The 18,727-nt window shown below is 49.5% G+C and carries 16 protein-coding genes; 8 read left to right on the top strand and 8 right to left on the bottom strand.

The genetic code is table 11. From position 1 onward, the window contains the following. Positions 1-28: 28 nt before the first annotated feature. The 4 genes from BMZ79_RS25495 to BMZ79_RS35325 all read left to right on the top strand — a co-directional run bounded on the left by BMZ79_RS25495 (position 29) and on the right by BMZ79_RS35325 (position 4,598). On the top strand, positions 29-1,612 hold the full coding sequence (locus BMZ79_RS25495; protein WP_090645734.1) for an ABC transporter substrate-binding protein: 1,584 nt from the start codon (positions 29-31) through the stop codon (positions 1,610-1,612). A gap of 113 nt (positions 1,613-1,725) precedes the next feature. After that, positions 1,726-2,532, top strand: coding sequence for a tyrosine-protein phosphatase (locus BMZ79_RS25490; RefSeq protein WP_090645732.1), 807 nt, complete (start codon positions 1,726-1,728; stop codon positions 2,530-2,532). A 1,206-nt stretch (positions 2,533-3,738) separates the two neighbouring features. Beyond that, a complete protein-coding gene (locus BMZ79_RS25485; RefSeq protein WP_090645729.1) occupies positions 3,739-4,359 on the top strand; it encodes a YjgB family protein in 621 nt (206 codons plus the stop codon). A gap of 95 nt (positions 4,360-4,454) precedes the next feature. Next, entirely contained in the window at positions 4,455-4,598 is a 144-nt protein-coding gene (locus BMZ79_RS35325) for a hypothetical protein (RefSeq protein ID WP_256253117.1), read from the top strand. Positions 4,599-5,137: 539 nt separating this feature from the next. On the opposite strand, the gene BMZ79_RS25480 is transcribed toward BMZ79_RS35325, so the two are convergent. The 4 genes from BMZ79_RS25480 to BMZ79_RS25465 form a co-directional block, all read right to left on the bottom strand. Further along, positions 5,138-5,584, bottom strand: coding sequence for a cupin domain-containing protein (locus BMZ79_RS25480; protein WP_090645727.1), 447 nt, complete (start codon positions 5,582-5,584; stop codon positions 5,138-5,140). Positions 5,585-5,674: 90 nt separating this feature from the next. Beyond that, a complete protein-coding gene (locus tag BMZ79_RS25475) occupies positions 5,675-6,670 on the bottom strand; it encodes a zinc-dependent alcohol dehydrogenase family protein (RefSeq protein ID WP_218154786.1) in 996 nt (331 codons plus the stop codon). A gap of 60 nt (positions 6,671-6,730) precedes the next feature. Continuing rightward, the gene (locus BMZ79_RS25470) at positions 6,731-7,903 is read right to left on the bottom strand and encodes an MFS transporter (RefSeq protein WP_090645724.1); all 1,173 of its coding nucleotides are present in this window, start codon (positions 7,901-7,903) and stop codon (positions 6,731-6,733) included. Positions 7,904-8,014: 111 nt separating this feature from the next. Continuing rightward, the gene (locus tag BMZ79_RS25465; protein ID WP_256253116.1) at positions 8,015-9,406 is read right to left on the bottom strand and encodes an aldehyde dehydrogenase family protein; all 1,392 of its coding nucleotides are present in this window, start codon (positions 9,404-9,406) and stop codon (positions 8,015-8,017) included. Positions 9,407-9,526: 120 nt separating this feature from the next. Here BMZ79_RS25465 and BMZ79_RS25460 point away from each other — a divergent pair, with 120 nt between their 5' ends. Continuing rightward, the gene (locus BMZ79_RS25460; protein ID WP_090645722.1) at positions 9,527-9,925 is read left to right on the top strand and encodes a MerR family transcriptional regulator; all 399 of its coding nucleotides are present in this window, start codon (positions 9,527-9,529) and stop codon (positions 9,923-9,925) included. A gap of 15 nt (positions 9,926-9,940) precedes the next feature. Here BMZ79_RS25460 and BMZ79_RS25455 read toward each other — a convergent pair whose 3' ends face one another. After that, the gene (locus tag BMZ79_RS25455) at positions 9,941-11,374 is read right to left on the bottom strand and encodes an aldehyde dehydrogenase family protein (RefSeq protein WP_090645719.1); all 1,434 of its coding nucleotides are present in this window, start codon (positions 11,372-11,374) and stop codon (positions 9,941-9,943) included. A 138-nt stretch (positions 11,375-11,512) separates the two neighbouring features. Between BMZ79_RS25455 and BMZ79_RS35320 the strand changes: the two genes are divergently transcribed. Beyond that, positions 11,513-11,728 (top strand): hypothetical protein, encoded by a 216-nt coding sequence (locus tag BMZ79_RS35320; protein ID WP_256253115.1) that lies wholly within the window; start codon positions 11,513-11,515, stop codon positions 11,726-11,728. 62 nt (positions 11,729-11,790) lie between these two features. Here the strand turns inward: BMZ79_RS35320 and BMZ79_RS25445 are convergent, their stop codons facing one another. Together BMZ79_RS25445 and BMZ79_RS25440 are read right to left on the bottom strand one after the other, a co-directional pair. Continuing rightward, complete coding sequence (locus BMZ79_RS25445; protein ID WP_143089086.1) at positions 11,791-13,233, bottom strand: MFS transporter; 1,443 nt, start codon at positions 13,231-13,233, stop codon at positions 11,791-11,793. Between the two features lie 96 nt (positions 13,234-13,329). Further along, on the bottom strand, positions 13,330-14,469 hold the full coding sequence (locus BMZ79_RS25440; RefSeq protein WP_090645711.1) for a Gfo/Idh/MocA family protein: 1,140 nt from the start codon (positions 14,467-14,469) through the stop codon (positions 13,330-13,332). Positions 14,470-14,678: 209 nt separating this feature from the next. Here BMZ79_RS25440 and BMZ79_RS25435 point away from each other — a divergent pair, with 209 nt between their 5' ends. Together BMZ79_RS25435 and BMZ79_RS25430 are read left to right on the top strand one after the other, a co-directional pair. Further along, positions 14,679-15,281: a TetR/AcrR family transcriptional regulator gene (locus tag BMZ79_RS25435; protein WP_177222334.1), complete on the top strand. Its 603-nt coding sequence runs from the start codon at positions 14,679-14,681 to the stop codon at positions 15,279-15,281. Between the two features lie 202 nt (positions 15,282-15,483). After that, positions 15,484-16,140 carry an NAD(P)H-dependent oxidoreductase gene (locus BMZ79_RS25430; RefSeq protein WP_371263801.1) on the top strand — a complete coding sequence of 219 codons (657 nt, stop codon included), beginning with the start codon at positions 15,484-15,486 and terminating at the stop codon, positions 16,138-16,140. Between the two features lie 1,629 nt (positions 16,141-17,769). Here BMZ79_RS25430 and BMZ79_RS25425 read toward each other — a convergent pair. Then, positions 17,770-18,552: an alpha/beta fold hydrolase gene (locus tag BMZ79_RS25425; protein WP_090645703.1), complete on the bottom strand. Its 783-nt coding sequence runs from the start codon at positions 18,550-18,552 to the stop codon at positions 17,770-17,772. Positions 18,553-18,727: the final 175 nt, after the last annotated feature.

Here is an 18,727-nt window from a genome sequence, read left to right as displayed (position 1 = left end):
ATATAAATTCTCCAGGAGGGTTTCATTCATGTTGAAGAAGCGAAAAACCGTGCAGACGGGACTGACCGTCTTGCTCGCATCGGGTATGCTGCTTGCAGGCTGCGGAGCCAATGACGCAGGCAACGCCAATAGCGCAGGAAGTGCCAATGCAGGGGATGCCAGTAACGCGGACAGTGCCCAAACCAATGACGGGGCTTCGTCGGAGACGACGTCAAATGCATCGAACTTGGATCCCTATGAGCTGACAATGGTCTTTCTGGGCAACGACCAGAAGGATATGCCCGAAGTCCAGGAAGCGTTGAACAAAATATTGACGGAGAAAATCAATGCCACAATCAAGCTGGTCCCCATCCCTGCTAGCCAATGGGGACAACAAACGAATTTGATGCTTACCAGCGGCGAGAAAGTCGATCTAATCCCTTCCTCTACTCTGTTTAATTTCCCTTCGCTGGCGTCGAGCGGCGTATATCTTCCGCTTGACGATCTATTGGCGAAATACGGCTCCGGCATCCAAGCCGTCATGCAACCCGCTCAAATCGCGGCCGCAAATATAAAAGGTAAAACCTATGCAATCCCGGATAACAAGGACATGGCCACGTTTTATGGCATCGATATGCGCAAGGATTTGGTCGACAAATACCATATCGATGTGACCAAGATCAAGTCGTTCCAGGATTTGGACGGCGTCTTCCAGACCATCAAAACGAATGAACCGGACGTAATGCCGCTTGTCGGCAAAAACCCGGGATACTCTCCTTTCTTTCAAGGCTATGCGCCATATGATCCGTTGGGCGGAAGCATCGGCGTGCTGCAGAATGAAGGCAGCGAATTGAAGGTGGTCGACTGGTATGAAACGCAGGAATATGCGGATGATTTGGATTGGATGCACAAGTGGTTTCAAGCCGGTTATTTGCCGAAGGACGCTGCCACGAACAAACAAAGCGCACTCGAGCTCGTGAAGGGGGGCAAGGCGTTCGGGTTCTTCGCGAATATGAATCCCGCCTTTGACTCGGATATTGCCCGAGTGATCGGCAGAGAAATGATATCCGTTCCGTTGACACCGGATTTCTCCACCTCCGATATGATGAACAACTCCATGTGGTCGATTCCGAAAAGCTCCGGGAATCCGGACCGTGCGATGATGATGCTCAATCTGCTCTATTCGGACAAAGAACTGTACAACCTGCTCGTGTGGGGAATCGAAGGCAAGCATTATGTGAAGAAGTCGGATAACGTCATCGATTATCCTGCGGGTGTTGATGCTTCGAATAGTGGTTATAACCTCAATACGGCGTATATGTTCGGAAATATGTTCCAGTCCTACACCTGGACGACGCAGGACCCGGATATTTGGAAAAAGATGGACGAGTTTAACAAAAACGCGGTTCCTTCAAAGGCGCGAGGCTTTATATTTGACGTGACGAACGTGAAGACGGAAATTGCTGCGGTCAGTAACGTGGTCAACGAATTCACGATGGGGCTGGAGACAGGGACGCTCGATCCCAAGGTGGTTCTGCCGAAATTCATCGATAAGCTAAAGGCGGCAGGAAGCGACAAAATCGTAGCCGAGAAGCAAAAGCAGCTTGACGAATGGGCGAAAACGCAGCAGTAACGGATAGGCATCAGGATATATGAAGCCGGAGTTTCGGTTGAGGGGCTTACGCCCGGATTTCAGCCGACTCCCCGGCATTCTTTTTTTTCAAATCAAACCGGTGAGGTACAAGTATGAATCGAATCATTTCCTTTGAAGGTACGAATAATTTTCGCGACATGGGCGGCTATAAAACGGTTGACGGAAGAAAGGTTAAACGAGGCTTGTTTTTTCGCTCCGATGAATTGACCGCCTTTTCCGAGCAAGATCTGATAACGTTTCAAACCCTCAAGATCAAAACAATTTTCGACTATCGCGATGAAGGTGAAGCACGCCATAAACCGGATCCGGTAATTCCTGGCGTCATTAATATACGCCTATCTGCTATTCCTGAAGCCCAAGCCTCCCAAATCAACATGCCTAGTCAAATGAAGAACCAGGAACGAAGCCCGCACTATATCGTTGATTTGGTCAAAAGCGGGTTCTTTAAACGATTCCGCGCAGAAGATATGTTGCTTGAACTGTACTCAAGGCTTGCAATCCATAATTCGTCCTACAAACGCCTTATGGATCTCATACAACTCCCGGATCGGCTGGGACTCGTTCAACACTGTACAGCGGGTAAAGACCGTACAGGTGTCGGGTCCGCGTTGATTCTGCTCGCACTCGGCGTTCCGAAAGCTACGATCATGGACGACTATCTGCTAACTAATGAAATCATGAAAGCCTATAACGATGAGCAACTGCGCGGGCTTGGCGAGCAGGTGAACGAGTCAGAACTGCGAAACATCGAACAGATGCTGGGTGTAAAAGAAGAATTCATGGAAGCCGTTTTCGGATCCATAAAGCAGACGTACGGCAGCGTCGATGTTTATCTGTCTGAAGAATTCGGCTTGGGGCAGGAAGGACGGACAGCTCTACAGGAGATGTGCTTGGAATAATCATCGAAAGCGTCTTGTGTACGTCGAATAAAAATTGCGGACTGAAGCTGCCGATTCACGCAGTTTTCCGTTCAAAGATCGTCACCTTTGAGATAAGATTAGAGAACTAATTTGTTTAATAGAAACAGCGGCCGACTAGGACACGAAAAATAAATTACTAGACTAGCCGCTGTTTTGGTTACACCTAAAGCGAATCGAGCATTTGAGTTTGCTGTTGGTCGCATTCTTCGTTTTAAGAAATAGGTTTTCTTGCCTACGCTTACTCATTTCTCAAAACTCCGGAATAAAAATTCCCGTTGTTTGAGCACAGCACGCAAAATTTCGATTTGGTGATCACGTTCTTCTTACAATTCGGAATTATTCACCTGCATGCTGCTCACTTCAGATTCGAGCTATGATTCATATATAAAACCGTGGGTTTTCCTCATTTTCAACCTCGCCATCCTTGTTTATTGTGGTCAGTCCAACGAGTAAAAAGAACTTTCACGTAACGTTACGCATGCCTTCTGCTTCGGGGCCTGATCCGTGAGCCGAAATAGGAATGAGACCAAATTCTATCCTTTCGATACTTCTTGCGAAATCCGTACGAGGAAAGAAACAAAAACCGCCTGCCGGTGCCAGGGTCCGTCCCCTGCGTCCGGTAAGCGGCTTTTCATTCTGCGGATGAATGCTTGAAATCGGCCGACGCTCCAACGCGATCGTACGACCTTATCCGACTGCTTATTGCATCGTCCTGCGCTTTCGATCCTGCGGGCTTTTGCCGTTGAGCCATTTCAGCTCGTTGACATTCGTTTCGATCCTCGGCGGCTGCCGGATGTCGTTCTTCGCCCGTTTCCTAACCAGCGCCGTCTTCCGTTTGCGTCTCTGTTCTACGCTTCCACTCGTCCTTCCGCGTCTTTAATGTTCCCTCAATAAACTATGCGCAGACGGAGGGGCCGGTCTGGTTCGTCGGCAAACGTCCGTTGTCGCCGCCTGCCGCTTGCCGTTACCCTTTCGTCATCGGGCTTTAACTGTATCGTAACTTTTGTCCCCTGCGCATGAATTAAGATCAGTTTCGTAAGGGATCCCTACAAAAAACTTGACGAGGTTCATCATAATGAATCGCTTACGAAACGTGGCGGCAAACAACTCTCGTTTATGAGTATAGGCGTACACAACTAATAGATCAGTACTATGATCAAGTGCTGGACAACAGGAGGAAAGATCATGAAGAATAAACTATCTGCAAAAAATATAACGGCCGCATGTTTGATCTCGGGTGCTGCAATTCTCGGAATCGTCGGGATAACGAACAGCCTGACACCCGCATATGCTTCAACGCAAGCAACGATTTCGACTGCGGCCCCCTCTAAAGCTCCCCAAACCGTTAACAGCTTCCTGAACAGCTTCTATAAGCCTGCTCTTAAAGGCCAATTCCCTGAAGACATAGGCAAACTAACAAAAGGATTCACAATTGGGAAAACTACGCGTCAAGAGGTTATCAAAATATTCGGTCAGGGGATTCAAGTCGGCACGGGCGCTAATGCATTTGATGTATACGAAGGGTCAATGGGTCAACCCGGATTATCCTTTTCCTACAAATCGGACAAACTTCAAGAAATGCGCTATTTCGGTACGGGCATGGAGCGCCAACACAATCTTGGCGGCATTACTCCAAACATCCTGATGAAGCAGTGGGGGGTGCCAAACTCAGCTACAACGATAAAAGCCGGTAAAACCGCCCAGAAAAAGCTGGTTTATATCCGTGGGAATTACCAACTTGAATTTATCTTCGACAACAACACTGACCTTAGTCATGTCAATTTGACTTACAAAGGTGCCAAGTAACCCCAACCCACCTTTGTAAACGGCATTGTTCATGAAAATGTGGATAATCCTGATGAAATTGTATTTTTTGAAATTTGGAACTGCTCTAAAGAGAAATGGCTGGCAGAAGAAGAAACAAAAGCTATCGTCAAGGTCCATATACGAAGGCAGCAGAGTTCTTGCTTGGCCGAGAACTGAGTTTTTATACACCGATAGGTGAATGGGGAACTAAGATTACTGCAGGTAAACATTTTTCTTGATAAGCACCAGCTCGAAAAACGAAAGAAAATCCCCTATCGGTAAACATGGAAAAGAGTTCATGGGTTAGGATGAACTTAGTTCAAGCTTCTCCTCGTCCGTCGCGCCGGACATATTGTCGGTAATGGTCGAATGCCGCGATTATCGCGGCCTTTAATCAGAGGATCGCAGCAATCTTCCCAGCCAACCGTCGGGAGTGAGATTAAGTTCTTGTCAAGTTCGAAAATGGGACCAAGTTCTTGTCAATTCGTTTTGACAAGAACTTGATCCCATAAATGCAAAAAAGCCGCGGTTTTCGCGGCATTTAATGAGATAATGTTCTTGTCACCCGACAATTATTCTTCTGTCTTCTTCTTATTTGATGTCTTTGGGCTGCCGAAACGGCAGCCTCTCATTAATATTACCGAACAAAGCGCAGAAATCGCCAAACCGTTCCAGGCTTTTTCCATTCATCCCTTTATGCTCTTGTCGGAAAGAGCGTGCGGTGGAATTTGCATACAAAAAGACGAAGCCGCATGTTCTTTCATCCAAGAGATTGCTTTTACTTCAGTACCATCGGAGGACCGATGATTACCGTATCGTGGATTGACGCGATGTGTATGATTTCCTCGAGAGAATGACGTCCAATTTCAGGGAAGAAATCGTCGATACCGCCCGGTGTGAAGATAAACAGCATCCGTCCTGTTTCGGGACCGACATTAGCCCATGCATGTGCGGCGCCGCGAGGAACCCGCACGGTCGTTCCTGGAGTTGCATCGAACTCCTCGTCTCCAACTTGGAAACGGAAAGTGCCTTCAAGGATTTCGAAGGTTTCTTCTCTTTCATTATGGATGTGCTTCGGCGGGCCCATTAGAGAAGGAACTCGCGCTTCGATGATCGTCATTGCTCCGTCAACTTGATTGCTGTGCAGACGAACGGTCATCTTCTCGCCCGGCATCGTGTCGAACCATTCAAGATCCTTCGCGTAATTAACGACGGTATTACTCATGATGTGATTCTCCTTTATCCCCACATTAGTGTTTTCCGAAATAAATTATCATTCAATCATTATACCTGCTTGTTTTATTCCATCACCTCCTTAATCGATGCTTACGACGATTTTGCCGATTTGCTTATCGCCCATGGCGCGGTGAGCTTCTTCGATCTGATTCAACGTGAACATCCGTTCGTTCAAAATCGGTTTTAACGCTCCTTGCTCATACAAATTCGCGATTTCGCGAAGAATTTCGCCATGACGAGAACGTCCCTTGCCGGTAAGCATAGGCATAAGCGTAAACACCCCAGAGTAGGTGCCGGCACGGAAAGATAATGGCGCCAGACTATGCGTTCCCCAACCCAGAATACTGACTACGTGGCCGGAATATCGTTTCACGGCGTTGAAAGATGCATCGAGCGTCGTGCCTCCGACGTTATCCATTACGATGTCGAAGCCTTCCCCATCCGTATGAGCCTGTACGTAGCTCTCAACCGAAGCGTCCGCGTAATCGATTGGCGTGGCGCCTAGTTTCTTAATGACGTCTTGACTCGCTTTCGATCCTGTCGCGAACACGTTCGCCCCCCGCGACTTGGCGAGTTGGATTCCGATATGGCCGACTCCGCCGGCGCCGCCGTGAATGAGCACGTTAAGGCCTGGACGAACGTTTGCTTGATCGACCAGCGCTTCCCAGGCCGTAATCGAGATCAACGGCAATGCCGCGGCCTCCCTCATCGACATGCCCTTCGGCATTTTTGCGAGCAAATCCGCGTCTACCGCCGCGTATTCAGCTAAGGAGCCTTGGATTCCGCCTACGCCGCCTGTCAAACCGTAAACCGCATCTCCGGGCTCGAATCCGGTTACGTCGGTTCCGACTTCTTCTACGATACCGGCCATGTCCATTCCCAATATCGCGGGAGGCGCCGTGCGGGTGTGCGGTGCCACCCCTTCCCTCGTCTTCAGGTCTAGCGGGTTTACTCCGCTCGCTTTGATCCTAACGAGCACCTCGTTGTGACCCGGAATCGGACGGAGTGTTTCCCCGACTCTAAGGGGCGCTTTAAATTGCTCCAAAATCGCGGCTTTCATCATCGATTGTTTCATGAGTACATGAACTCTCCTTTATTGTATGGTTTGAATAACGGAAATCCCGAATATAGAAGATTAGGTTTGCGCTGGTTTCTTCCCGTTCGATATCGATAAGCGAATTATCGAGGCGATAAGCAGGATTGCCAAAATTATCGCGATCAGGAGCAAGACGCCGCGAATGGAGTTTAGATAAAAGAGCGATTGAATGGCATTGGTGACGAGAGGAGAAATAAATTGGCCGATGTTCGCGAACGCGGTCATAAGCATAATCGCCAGCGTTCGATGGCGTGGCGTTGCGACAATCGCCATTTTATTTAACAAAACAGGATAGGCAAGTCCGAATCCGAACCCGACGATCCCTACCGACACGGCAACCATCCATAACGAATGAGCTTCGCCTAATAACAAGAACGCGGCGCCGAATAACAGGAAAATGAGGGGGACCGTTCCCTTTCCTAATCGTTGCCTGAGCTTGGTCCCGACGATACCGGATATAAAAACCAATAGAAACGATAGAGCCGTTAAATATCCCGACGTCGCGGACGTGCCCAGATGATGATCGACGACGAACGCGGCAAGGTTGGTCGGGATGACGTAATACAGAACCATAAGTCCCGTCGTTAGCAATCCGACCATATATACGCCGATCGGCAACGATTTTCTACTATTGCGATCGTTTTCGCCGCTCTCTATCTTGACCGGTTTAACGCGCGGAACAAAAGCCAACACCAGAATGAGCAAGACGACGCCGAAGGAATAAGTCCAGAACACGCCTCTCCATCCTAACGCCGTAACGGCTCCGCCGATAACGAGAAAGAAGGCGCCTCCTAATCCGTTCACGCCGACGGTGAGACCGTTCATCTTGGAACGTTCCTCGCCTTCGAAATACTCGGCGACTAACGCGTTCATCAGCGGGGTGATGAAGCCGATGCCCAGTCCAAGAACCGCGCGCATAACCAAAATTCCTCCGATGGAATTCATGAACGCGGGTCCGACCCCGCCGATAACGTACAAGATCAATCCGATGACGAGAAGCGTCTTCTTCGAGAGCCGGTTGGCCAACAAACTTCCGACCAACAAACTAGGCAAAATAAAGAAAGACGCGAAAGTGACGACGAGTTGAATGAGCACCGGGTTTACTGCCGTGAAATCCAGCATGAGAAGCTTGACTGCCGGGGCCGCCAACATGGGCGCAAGCGTCGAAGTGACCGCCAACGCAAGCAGAGTCATTTTAAAGCTCTTGTTCATGGAATTGCTCCTTTAGGGGGTTCCGATCGTATAAACCCGCCCGTAGAGGACGGAGTTATACGATCGGCGCGGAGGGATGAAGCGGCCGAACCGCATGATTCCCGACTCCAATTATTGGACTTCGTAACCGAGAATCGCTTTGGGTTCTACGTGCTCCTCCAAGCCGTAGATGCCCGAATCCCGACCTAAACCGGATTGCTTGAATCCCCCGAAAGGCGCGTAAGGATCATCCTGCAAGGCTTTGTTGATCAGAACGCGCCCGGCGATGATTTGCGAAGCTACTCGTCGCGCCCTATCCATATTCGAGGAGCTGACATAGGCTGCCAAACCGAAAATCGTATCGTTGGCGATGGCGATCGCTTCCTCTTCCGTTTTATACGAGATGACCGAAAGCACCGGACCGAAGATTTCCTCTCTGGCGATTTTCATATCGTTCGTTACGCGGGCAAACACGGTCGGTTTCGCGTAATACCCTTCCTCGAGTCCCGGGGGATGGCCTAATCCTCCGGCAATCAGCTCGGCGCCTTCATCGATCCCGGCTTGGATGTAACGCTGCACGGTTTCGTATTGTTTTTGGCTAACGACCGGTCCCAGTACCGAATCTTCATCCATCGGATTTCCTATTTTGGTTGAAGCTACGGCTTGCTTAAGAAGTTCTATCGCTTCGTTCAATCGGCTTTCCGGAACCAGCAACCTCGTCCCCGCGTGGCAAGCTTGTCCCGTATTGCTGAACCCGATGGATATCGCCATCGGAATCGCTTTGGAAAAATCGGCATCGTCCAGGATGATGTTCGGATTTTTCCCTCCCAGCTCCAAAGCCAATCGTTTAAGGGTGACGGAAGCGTCTTTGCAAATCAATTTCCCTACCGGAGTCGACCCCGTGAAAGAGATCTTGGCAATATCCGGATGCCTGACAAGCTCTGCTCCGACGACCAGTCCCGTCCCGTTCACGATATTCACGACGCCTGCCGGCAGCTTTGCCTCGGCTATGCATTCCATTAACAGCTGCGTCTGATAGCCGCTTAGCTCGCTCGGTTTAACGACGATCGTGCATCCCGTTGCGATGGCCGGGGCTATTTTATTGCAAATATGGGTGTAGTTGGCGTTCCATGGCGTTATTGCGCCAATGATCCCCAGCGGTTCAAGAATGATTTTGGTTGTCCCCTGCATCTTCTCGAACGAAAAATTCTTTAACGACTCCTTGGCGAAAAGGCAAGTTTGCGCGGAAAAGGCGGTTCGGCCTCTGGACGGCTTTAAGGGTGAACCGTACTCCTCGACCGCGGCTTTGGTTAATTCCTCTTCTCTGGCCATAATGGTATCATGGAGTCTCTGGAGCATCTGACCTCGCTCTTCGACCGTCGTTTTGGAGAACGTTTTAAAAGCGGTTTTGGCCGCGGCGATTGCCGTTTGAGCATCGTTTTCGTTGCCTAGAACGAGCTTTCCGATCACTTTGCCGTTAGAGGGATTCACCAATTCTTGAATTTCCGTTCCGGTCGTCTCCACGAATCGTCCGTTTATGAAATGCTGGTTAAATATACGCAAATGCAATCTGTCCTCTCGTCGTTGATTCTGAGGTCGTTAAATCGATTCCCGCGTATATGGTTAGAAAAGGAGTTGGAATTTATGCAATTTACGATCAAAGAAGCCTCGGAACGCCTCGGAATTCCTCCGCATACGATCCGGTTTTACGAGAAAGAAGGGCTGCTTCCTCATATTCGCAGAAACGAAAGCGGAAACCGCGTATTCGATGATGAAGATCTGGACTGGATTAAACTAATGGCCTGCTTTCGGATAACCGGGATGCCGATATCCTCTTTAAAGCGTATCGTCGATTTAGCTCTCCAGGGAGACTCTACGATTCCTCAAAGAAAAGCGATCCTGGAGCGGCACAAGCAGGAATTGCAACGGCGCCAGGCAGAGCTGGATGACGCCTTCGAAGCGGTTAATCGTAAGCTGACGAAGTACGAGTCGATCGAAAAAGGCGAGACCGTTTCCGGATACGAATTCGAAATGGATCATTAATCGGCGATCGTCCGATTATTGCGGGACGACGTCATGGCCCATAATCGTTTTCGACTCGACGTAGGCTTCAAGCCCGTACGCTCCGAATTCTCTTCCGATTCCGGATTGCTTGAAGCCTCCGAACGGTGCTTTCGGTTCGTCGTACAAGCCGTTAATGAGCACTCGGCCCGCTACGATCCGGGAGGCGACGCGGTTCGCTCTCGCCAAATCCGCGGAACTGACGTAAGCAGACAGTCCGTAAATCGTATCGTTGGCGATTTCGATCGCTTCTTCCTCCGTTTTGTAGGTCAGAATCGAAAGCACCGGACCGAATATCTCTTCCTTGGCAATGGTCATATCCATGGACACGTTCGCAAAAACGGTAGGCTTAACATAATACCCGGTTTCCAACCCTTCGGGACGACCCGGACCTCCGACGATCAATTCCGCTCCTTCTTCCGCGCCAAGACGAATATAGCGTTGAACGGTATCATATTGCTTCCGGTTGACCATCGGACCGATGAACGTTCCTTCTTCCCGAGGACTCCCTACCTTGATGCCTTCGACCGTTTTAACGACTAACTGCTTGACTTCCTCCAAACGGCTCTCGGGAACGATCAAGCGGGATCCGACATGGCAGGCTTGGCCGCTATTGCTGAATGCGGTCATGACGGCCAGCGGAATCGCTTTAGCATAATCGGCGTCATCCAGAATCACGTTAGGAGATTTGCCTCCGAGCTCTAAGACCATTCGTTTCATGGTAGCGGCGCCGTCCCTGGCGATGATTCTGCCCACGTTCGTGGAACCGGTGAACGAGATCATCGCGACGTCCGGATGACGGGTTAATTCCGCGCCTACTACGTCGCCTCGGCCGTGAACGAAGTTGATGACTCCGGCAGGAATGCCTGCTTCGTGAAAGCACTCCGCGATCTCTTGCGTTTGAATGGCGCTAAGTTCGCTCGCTTTAATAACGACGGTGCAACCGGCGGCGATCGCGGGGGCCAACTTCGTGGAAATATGCGTGTAATTCGCGTTCCAAGGCGTGATCAGCCCGATAACGCCTAGCGGTTCAAGCGCTACTTTGGCTTTGCCGATGCGTTTTTCGAATTGGAATTCTTTCATGACGTCCATATTATGCAGGAAGTTGGCAGCCGCGTACCGGGTACGGCCGGCCGTAGCGGCTGCAGGTGCGCCGTATTCTTCTACGGCTACTTGATTTAGGATATCGAACTTCTCCATCATGACGTCATGCAGACGCTGCAGCATGCGCGCGCGTTCTTCGATCGTCGTTGCGGAAAAGGTTTTGAAAGCGGCCTTCGCCGCCGTAACCGCATCTCGGACGTCTTGCTCGTCCCCGAGCGTTACCCGTCCGATGACTTCCTCCGTCGCAGGATTTATCAGGTCCATCGTTTCGGTTCCGTGGGGCTTTACGAATTTCCCGTTTATATAAATGCGATCGATGTTTCTCAAGACCAATCTCTCCTTTAATAACGATTCTATAGTCGTCGAAAAAGGGAATCGCGGCGACTACAAGACGACTATAAACCTTAAAGTCGACTTTAAGTCAAGGCGTGCTTTTCGGTAACCAAGATCGTTCCGGACGGAAGCATGGACAAGTCTTTACCGAAGCATTTCTGCGATGATTTCATAATTGCGAATCCGGTCTTCATGTCCGTAAATTTGCGTCGTAATGATGATTTCATCGGCGGAAGTAATCCGGAGAAGGAGAAGCTGCTGCATGCTGGCTTTCATTCTATTCCGATCTCCGATCGTCAGACTGCGATACAGCGAGTTATGCTCGAGCATGAGAATTTCTTCCTCTGAAGTCGCGTCAAAGATGGATAAGGGGACGCCTTCAAACGTTTTGGGAGGACTTTCCGGCATAGTTATCTCCCCTCTCCTCGTAAAACAAGAGCATCTTTAGGGTTCGAAACCGCAGTCCTCTTCTTGCCCCCGCTCATAAAAGCAAGGAGCGACGCAACGATCGCGAACAAACCGCTTACGACGAGCGCCGTGTGGAATCCCGATAACAAGGCCGTGTTGGCCGGGACATCGTTTGCCGAAGCCGTCACCGAGGCGGCGATCGTCGCCAGAATCGACAAGCCCAAGCTGCCGCCCAATTGCAGGAACGTATTCACGATTCCGCCCGCAATGCCGTGTTCCTCGGGCTCCACATCTTGAACGGATCCTACGATGACGGCCGTATAGGACGCGCCGATCGACAACCCGAGTACGATAAACGCCGGGAGAATGAACGAGGCGTAGCTTTTATCCATATCCATCTGACTCAGCCAGAACATCCCGAGCGCGTTGATGGCCTGCGTGACGATCAGCACTCTCTTCGCTCCGAATTTGCGCATGATGAACGGCGTGATCTGCGTGACGACGATCGAGGTCAGACCCAGCGGCAAGAAAGCCAACCCGACGGCTAGAGACGAATAGCCGAGCTCGTGGAAATACAAGGTCGAGAAGTAATTAAATCCGGTCATATAGGAAAACATCAGAAATCCGATTATATTCGATGTGACGAGCGAACGGAACTTGAATAGACGAAGGGGCATTAACGGGTTTTTGGCGAACGTTTCAATCAGAATAAATAAGCCCAACACCAATACCCCGATAATCAACATCGCGATCTTCGTCGCCGGCCAAGCGCCGTCCACGTCCGGCATGGAAATGCCGTAGACCAGAACGAAAATGCCCGCCAACACCGAAATCAAACCGAGCCAATCGATGGTTTGTTTTTCCTGCACCGCCGTCGGACTTACTTTAACGAACAATAATCCGACGATAAGCAATAGGGCGAGCGGAATGTTCAAATAAAACAAGGATCTCCAGCCCGCGGAATCGGTTAGCAAACCGCCGACGATCGATCCGGCCGCCGCCCCCCCGGATCCTAAGGCACCGAATATGCCGAACGCTTTGTTGCGCTGCGGCCCGACCGGGAAATTGTTGCTGATGAGCGACATGGCCGCCGGAATGGAAAGCGCGGCCCCGATTCCTTGTACCGCCCTGCTGGCAATGAGCCAGACCGGATCCGTCGCCAACGCTCCCGCCAACGAAGAGAGCCCGAAGAGGGCCAAACCGATCATTAATACGCGTTTTCTTCCCAGCAGATCGCTGGCCCTTCCCCCGATCATCAGAAAACAAGCGAAGGTGAGCACGTACGATGTCACGATCCATTGCAAGTCGTTCGCCCGCATATGAAGCGCCGACTGGATGGAAGGCAGCGCTACGACGACCGTCGTACTATTCATGACCTCGATAAACTGGGTAAAGCAGACGATGATAAGCAAAATCATATTCGCTCTCGAAATTCGATCGCTCACTTCGTTTCCTCTCCTATCCGTATCTATAAAAATGGTATAAGAAATGAACGAGGGAACGAAATGTCCCCTCGTCCTTCCAAACTTTAATGGTTCATATTAGAGCGGATTCGAGTTGTCCACCTTCTGGGTGACGCCGGTTTCGTTGGCTTTCGCGATCGCATCCGCCAGACGATGGCGTTTCACGGCATGCGCGAAATCGGGCGTCAAGGTCGTGCCTTCGCGAAGATCCTTGGCGAAGCTTGCATAAACGTAGCCGACGTTGCCGAACTTGGCCGGGCTTTCCGGAATATCTTTGACGATGTCCGTATACCAGCTCGGAACTTCCATTTCGGACAACGACGTTTGTTCGCCGGTGCCTCCGAAAAGTTTAAGCGAGGTGTTCTGAATATTGCCGTTATTCTCGGCGATGATGACCAATTGTCCTTTGCTGCCGTTGATTTCCCAACGCAGATCGACGTCTCTGGACGTCTCGCCGCGATAGACGACGGTGGCAAGCGCTCCGCCGATTAACGTGCCCGTAACCGCCAAGTGGGTCGGCGCGGTAACTTTAACGATCGATTCGTCTTCGAGCACTTTGGCTTCTTGAAATCGAATGGCGAATTTTGCGGCGACGTTATCGAAATCGCCGAGCACGTAGTTCAATCCGTCTATGGCGTGCAGCGTCGGCGAGCTCAATAAAGTCGCGCCTTTGGTTACGTCGTACGTATAAGCGAACTTCTTAGGCGTAACGGGACCCCAGATGAGAGACGTGCCGTTCATCGTCGTGGACATGACCTCGCCGATATAACCTTCCTTGATCAGATCGTGCGCGTATTGAATCGCGGGAGAATATCTCGCTTGCATTCCGACCATCGTACGAACGCCTTTTGCTTTCGCGCGCGTTGCCAATTCGTAGGCCTCGCCCGTCGTTACGCCTAACGGCCATTCGCTGAACACCATTTTGCCGGCTTCGATTGCGGCGAGGGCGATATTATAGTGTGTATCAACGTTCGTAGCGATTACGATAAGATCCACGTTCGGGTCGTTAATCATGTCGTTATAATTGTCATAACCGGCCACTCCGTATTCCTTGGCCGCCGCGTCGGCGGAATCGCGTCTGCTGGTGCTTACGGCTCTTAATTCGTAATCCGGCAAATTTTGAATGGCCGGCAAGTGCGCGAATACGGCCCACCCTGGATTCGCGGAGCTGGCTCCGACGACGCCTACCCCGATTTTTTTGTTTTGTTGATTCGACATTGTTAATCCTCCTCAGGAGCGTTTTGATGGTTTACTTGCTATGCTTCCCCTTTACCCGATATTATTGACCCGATTTCGCTAAAGGGGTAACATGTACTCAAGTAATTGAAAAACTCGCCACATAACCGGACCGTGATCCGGGTGCTACTTAATATAACCGGACCATGGTCCGGTTGTCAATCGCGTTTTGTGAACGGAGGGAAATCGTGATGCCGGAACGCACGCTTCGCAAGGATGCGCAGGAACGCAGGCAAATTATTCTGGAGAAGGCGGCTCAACTGTTCGCCCGATACGGCGTCGAGAACGTCAGCATGCGGCATATCGCAAGAGAGGCTGGCGTCGGACAAGGAACCTTATATCGGAGCTATACGAACAAAGGCGAATTGTGCTGGGACTTGATCGGAGAAAGCTGTATTCAGAATAAAGACAAAATGGAACGATATCTTCTAGAACGATCTTCAAGCTCGCTTAAAGAGCGATTGGAAACCGTGCTTGCGTACCATTTGGAATCGCTGGAAACGCACTCTCCGCTCTTGGCTGCTATGCAAACTAACAACAATTCCGAGGAAGAACGCAGTGCTTCCTTCTACAATGAACATTATGAGTCCATACATTCCCTTATCGTGAGATTGCTCGAGGAATACAAGGAATCGAATGGCACCTCGAAGATGGATCCTGTCTTTAGGGCGGATGCCATCTTGTCTACGATGGCTCCCGAAATGTATTTATTTCTGAAAGAACAACGTCATTACACTTCCGATGAAATCAGAGATAAGCTATTCAACACTTACGTCGAACCGCTCTTTCTATAACAAAACTTCAAGAGGAGCCCGCTGGGTCGTGTATCGACCTAACGGGCTCCTCTTCTTTGTTTTATCCGTTTCCGTTCGAGGTTGACTATTCTCCGATTTGACAAATGGACCGCGGTCCGGTTATTATTAGCACGGTAATCGGACTGTGGTCCGTTTCAAGGCTCTACCAAATTGAATCGCGGGGTGAATAACACCGATGGAGATCCAGGAGAAAAAATCGGATTTGTTATCTACGTTTAATTTTAGGCATGCTACGAAAGAATTCGATCCGGTAAAGAAAATTTCCGACGAGAACTTTCGCTTCATTCTCGAGGCCGGACGGCTTTCTCCGAGCTCGGGAGGCAATGAGCCATGGAAATTCGTGATCGCGCAAAGCGATGAATTCAGAAGAGAACTCGCGCCGCTCGTATACGGCGCAATGCGATCTCTTCCGACATCGAGCCACTTCGTCATCTTATTGGCACGAAAAGGGCTCACTTATGAAGCCCCGTATCTCATAGAGCATCAAACCCAAGTAAAGGGGGTCCCTGTCGAAGTTTATGAAAGCATGAAACAGGCTTACGTTCAATTCTACAAAGATCTTCATTTGGATACCGAACGGGCTCTGTTAGATTGGTCTTCTAAGCAAACTTACTTGGCAATGGCGAATATGATGACGGCCGCGGCTCATATCGGCATTGATTCGTGCCCGATCGAAGGATTCGATATGGATGCCGTCAATGCTCTGCTCGACAAGAAAGGGCTGCTTGGAGACGACGAGTACGGCTTAAGCGTGATGACGGCGTTCGGCTATCGGTCCAGAATGCCTGCACGTTCAAAAACGAGACGGCCCATGGAGGATCTCGTTCAATTCGTCTAAGTTTTATGGATTTGAAGGTTTGAGGAACACAAAAAAAGATTTTTGAAAATTCCCGGAGGCGCTCCCTCCGGGTTCATTTACGGTGATTCCGCTGCTTCCGGTCCAATAAATCCAGCCAAATAGAATAGTGGCAGCCGAGAACGGGAATCTCTTAATTGGACATGAGTGGGAGTAGTAGCGACCGAAGCCAATAATGGCGATTTTTTATGTCTCGGCTTCAGCGACATTGCTCGGTTCTTCAATCTGGGAATACAGGATCTGTGGGGTACATTTGAGTAACACAAGGGATAAGCGTTCCAGCCGCATCTCTGGCCACAAAAGAGGCAATCACAGATTCCGCCCCGGGTCCCGAAACCGACAAACGGGCGTCAACGACCGGTAAATCGGCGAAAATACCCCGGCAGATCGGTACCGGATTCATCTCCCACAAAGTTGACGGCTACCGTCTCAGAGCCCTTTGCTTGGACACACGAATATCGTCCTCGAACTAAAAAGATCGGGGTATCGCTAATTGGACTGATCCCCGCAAGCTCGACCACATAAATCGTTTTTCAGAAAGCAACTAAGCTTGTCTCGCTGCAATATATTATTCAAACGAAAATTGAAAGGATTCTGCTATTTGTCTATGGCATCTAATTTGGCGTGCAATTGAATGGGATAACGCCAACAAAGCGGCAACAATTCAAATGAATAATCAAAACTACAAGTTAAAGATTGGAGATCAATATCTTACAACAGATAAAGAAGTAAAATATATCCGTTGGCTGTGGCGGCAAGTTCTTGTCATTTGGCTTTGACAAAAACTTGATCTCATTAAAAGCCGCGATATTCGCGGCTTTTAATGAGATCAAGTTCCTTCTTCATGCTAAAAGGATGGGATTGGATGAATTTTGGGCCTGCACAAGAATTCCATGCATTGCAACTCATAGTCAAAACGAACCAGACGTTTGGATTTCCGTTTAACGAGACCGTTTGTTTAACCATATTCTTTCCATTTGTACAAAACAAGCTTGAACATCTTTCATATCTGGAGTCGGGGCAGCCTTCGTATTAACCAGTCTAATTGTCTTTTTCGTTCCATGCATTTGACTTCCCATCTTACATTAGCGCAGTAGTTACCATTTTCATTTTTCATCGAGCAAATAATCATTTGTTTCTTGGTTTTATGCGATATCTGTTTAATAACCCATTTCCATGTATTGCGCTGTTCTTGGGATCAGTCAATTATTTAAAATAAAAGGCAGAGCTTATGTCGCACTTCCACTAATATGGATCGTTCTTCCGATTTCGCTTTTGTTTGAAAACGTATTTCCAACATAGAATGGGATATTTCATGGGCAAGGAAAAACATAACTAAAGGCATGAACACGACATGATTATGCTCATTAGTATCTATGCTATTTACGTCCTTGGTTCGTACATTAGCAACAATGGGCTGTATGTTATATGCAAGCATTTTACTCGAACACCCAATTGATACCAATATGATTATTGCTTGGATAATTAATCAATTCATTATATTTGACTAACCCACCAAGTATATCCCTAAGACGTCCGTTACTTACACCTCCAATATTGCCTTATACTTTGCGGCTTGAGCTAAGGCAGCCTGCGATAAAGGTAAAATGCCTACCCGATGAAGCGCAATAGTAACTGATTGAATCGCTCGCGTTCATCTAGGAACGGTACATGGCCGCTGTACTGAAAAGGGATGAGCACTGAGCCTTTAATCAACTGATTCGTTTCTTGCGCACTTGCGAATGGAACCACCTGATCATGAATGCCATGCGCAATCAGGGTCGGTATGCGGATGGATCCAAGATCATTCCGCACGTTTCGATCCCGCAGCGTCACCATTACCGCCGCCGTTGCCCAGCCTGCTCCTTGTAGACCGACCTGAAAGAACCAATCCGCAAACGGCTTCGTAATATTCCGGAAGAAAAACTGATTTGGCAGCCCCGCCAGGAGTGCGGGCCGGTCAGACAATGTTTGTGCAATGAATGCATTGGCCCCTTGCTGAGGTACGGATCCCGGCGCTTGTGCATCAATTAGGACGAGCTTATTTATTCCGTGCCCCTGATGTCTGGCCATATATCGGATGGCTAGTGCGCCACCTGCCGAATGCCCCGCTAGTGTGATATTCCTCAGTTGGAGCGTGTCGATGACGGCACGGATATCGTCTGCCAGTCGGTCAAACGTATACCCGGAATAGGGCTTATCCGACTTCCCGAATCCCCGCCAGTCCATGCCGATACAGCGCACGCCGTGCGACGGGAGTACATCATATTGGTACTCGTACTGCAGATGGCTTAGCGGCCAGCCATGAATAAATAAAATCGTCTTTTGTCCTTCAGGAAACAGGTCCTGGACGAATACCCTTACGCCTGGTTCAACAGTTACGAAATAGGTCAAAGATACCTCCCCCTTATTGAATGGAGTTCCCTAGATACCTATTAGTGCGGTAGCCCCGCTAGACCTGCCAATACGCAAAAAGCCTTTTGCGCTATGCAAATGAAACTATGAATGAACAGGCCCTATCCTAATCGGTCACAGACCGTAATTTGAGTATAAGAATGAGTCAAAAGTA

The organism is Paenibacillus sp. UNC496MF (assembly GCF_900113915.1).
Taxonomy (GTDB): domain Bacteria; phylum Bacillota; class Bacilli; order Paenibacillales; family Paenibacillaceae; genus Paenibacillus_Z; species Paenibacillus_Z artemisiicola.
The sequence above is the reverse complement of the archived record's forward strand: the minus strand, read 5'-3'. Positions and strand labels throughout refer to the sequence as shown.

Coding starts and splice junctions, on each gene's coding strand:
- BMZ79_RS25495 (WP_090645734.1), top strand. CDS start 29: ATGTTGAAGAAGCGAAAAACCGTGCAGACGGGACTGACCGTCTTGCTC.
- BMZ79_RS35320 (WP_256253115.1), top strand. CDS start 11,513: ATGGACAAGTCTTTACCGAAGCATTTCTGCGATGATTTCATAATTGCG.
- BMZ79_RS25490 (WP_090645732.1), top strand. CDS start 1,726: ATGAATCGAATCATTTCCTTTGAAGGTACGAATAATTTTCGCGACATG.
- BMZ79_RS25475 (WP_218154786.1), bottom strand. CDS start 6,670: ATGAAACAATCGATGATGAAAGCCGCGATTTTGGAGCAATTTAAAGCG.
- BMZ79_RS25480 (WP_090645727.1), bottom strand. CDS start 5,584: ATGAGTAATACCGTCGTTAATTACGCGAAGGATCTTGAATGGTTCGAC.
- BMZ79_RS25435 (WP_177222334.1), top strand. CDS start 14,679: ATGCCGGAACGCACGCTTCGCAAGGATGCGCAGGAACGCAGGCAAATT.
- BMZ79_RS25470 (WP_090645724.1), bottom strand. CDS start 7,903: ATGAACAAGAGCTTTAAAATGACTCTGCTTGCGTTGGCGGTCACTTCG.
- BMZ79_RS25440 (WP_090645711.1), bottom strand. CDS start 14,469: ATGTCGAATCAACAAAACAAAAAAATCGGGGTAGGCGTCGTCGGAGCC.
- BMZ79_RS25460 (WP_090645722.1), top strand. CDS start 9,527: ATGCAATTTACGATCAAAGAAGCCTCGGAACGCCTCGGAATTCCTCCG.
- BMZ79_RS35325 (WP_256253117.1), top strand. CDS start 4,455: ATGGCTGGCAGAAGAAGAAACAAAAGCTATCGTCAAGGTCCATATACG.
- BMZ79_RS25485 (WP_090645729.1), top strand. CDS start 3,739: ATGAAGAATAAACTATCTGCAAAAAATATAACGGCCGCATGTTTGATC.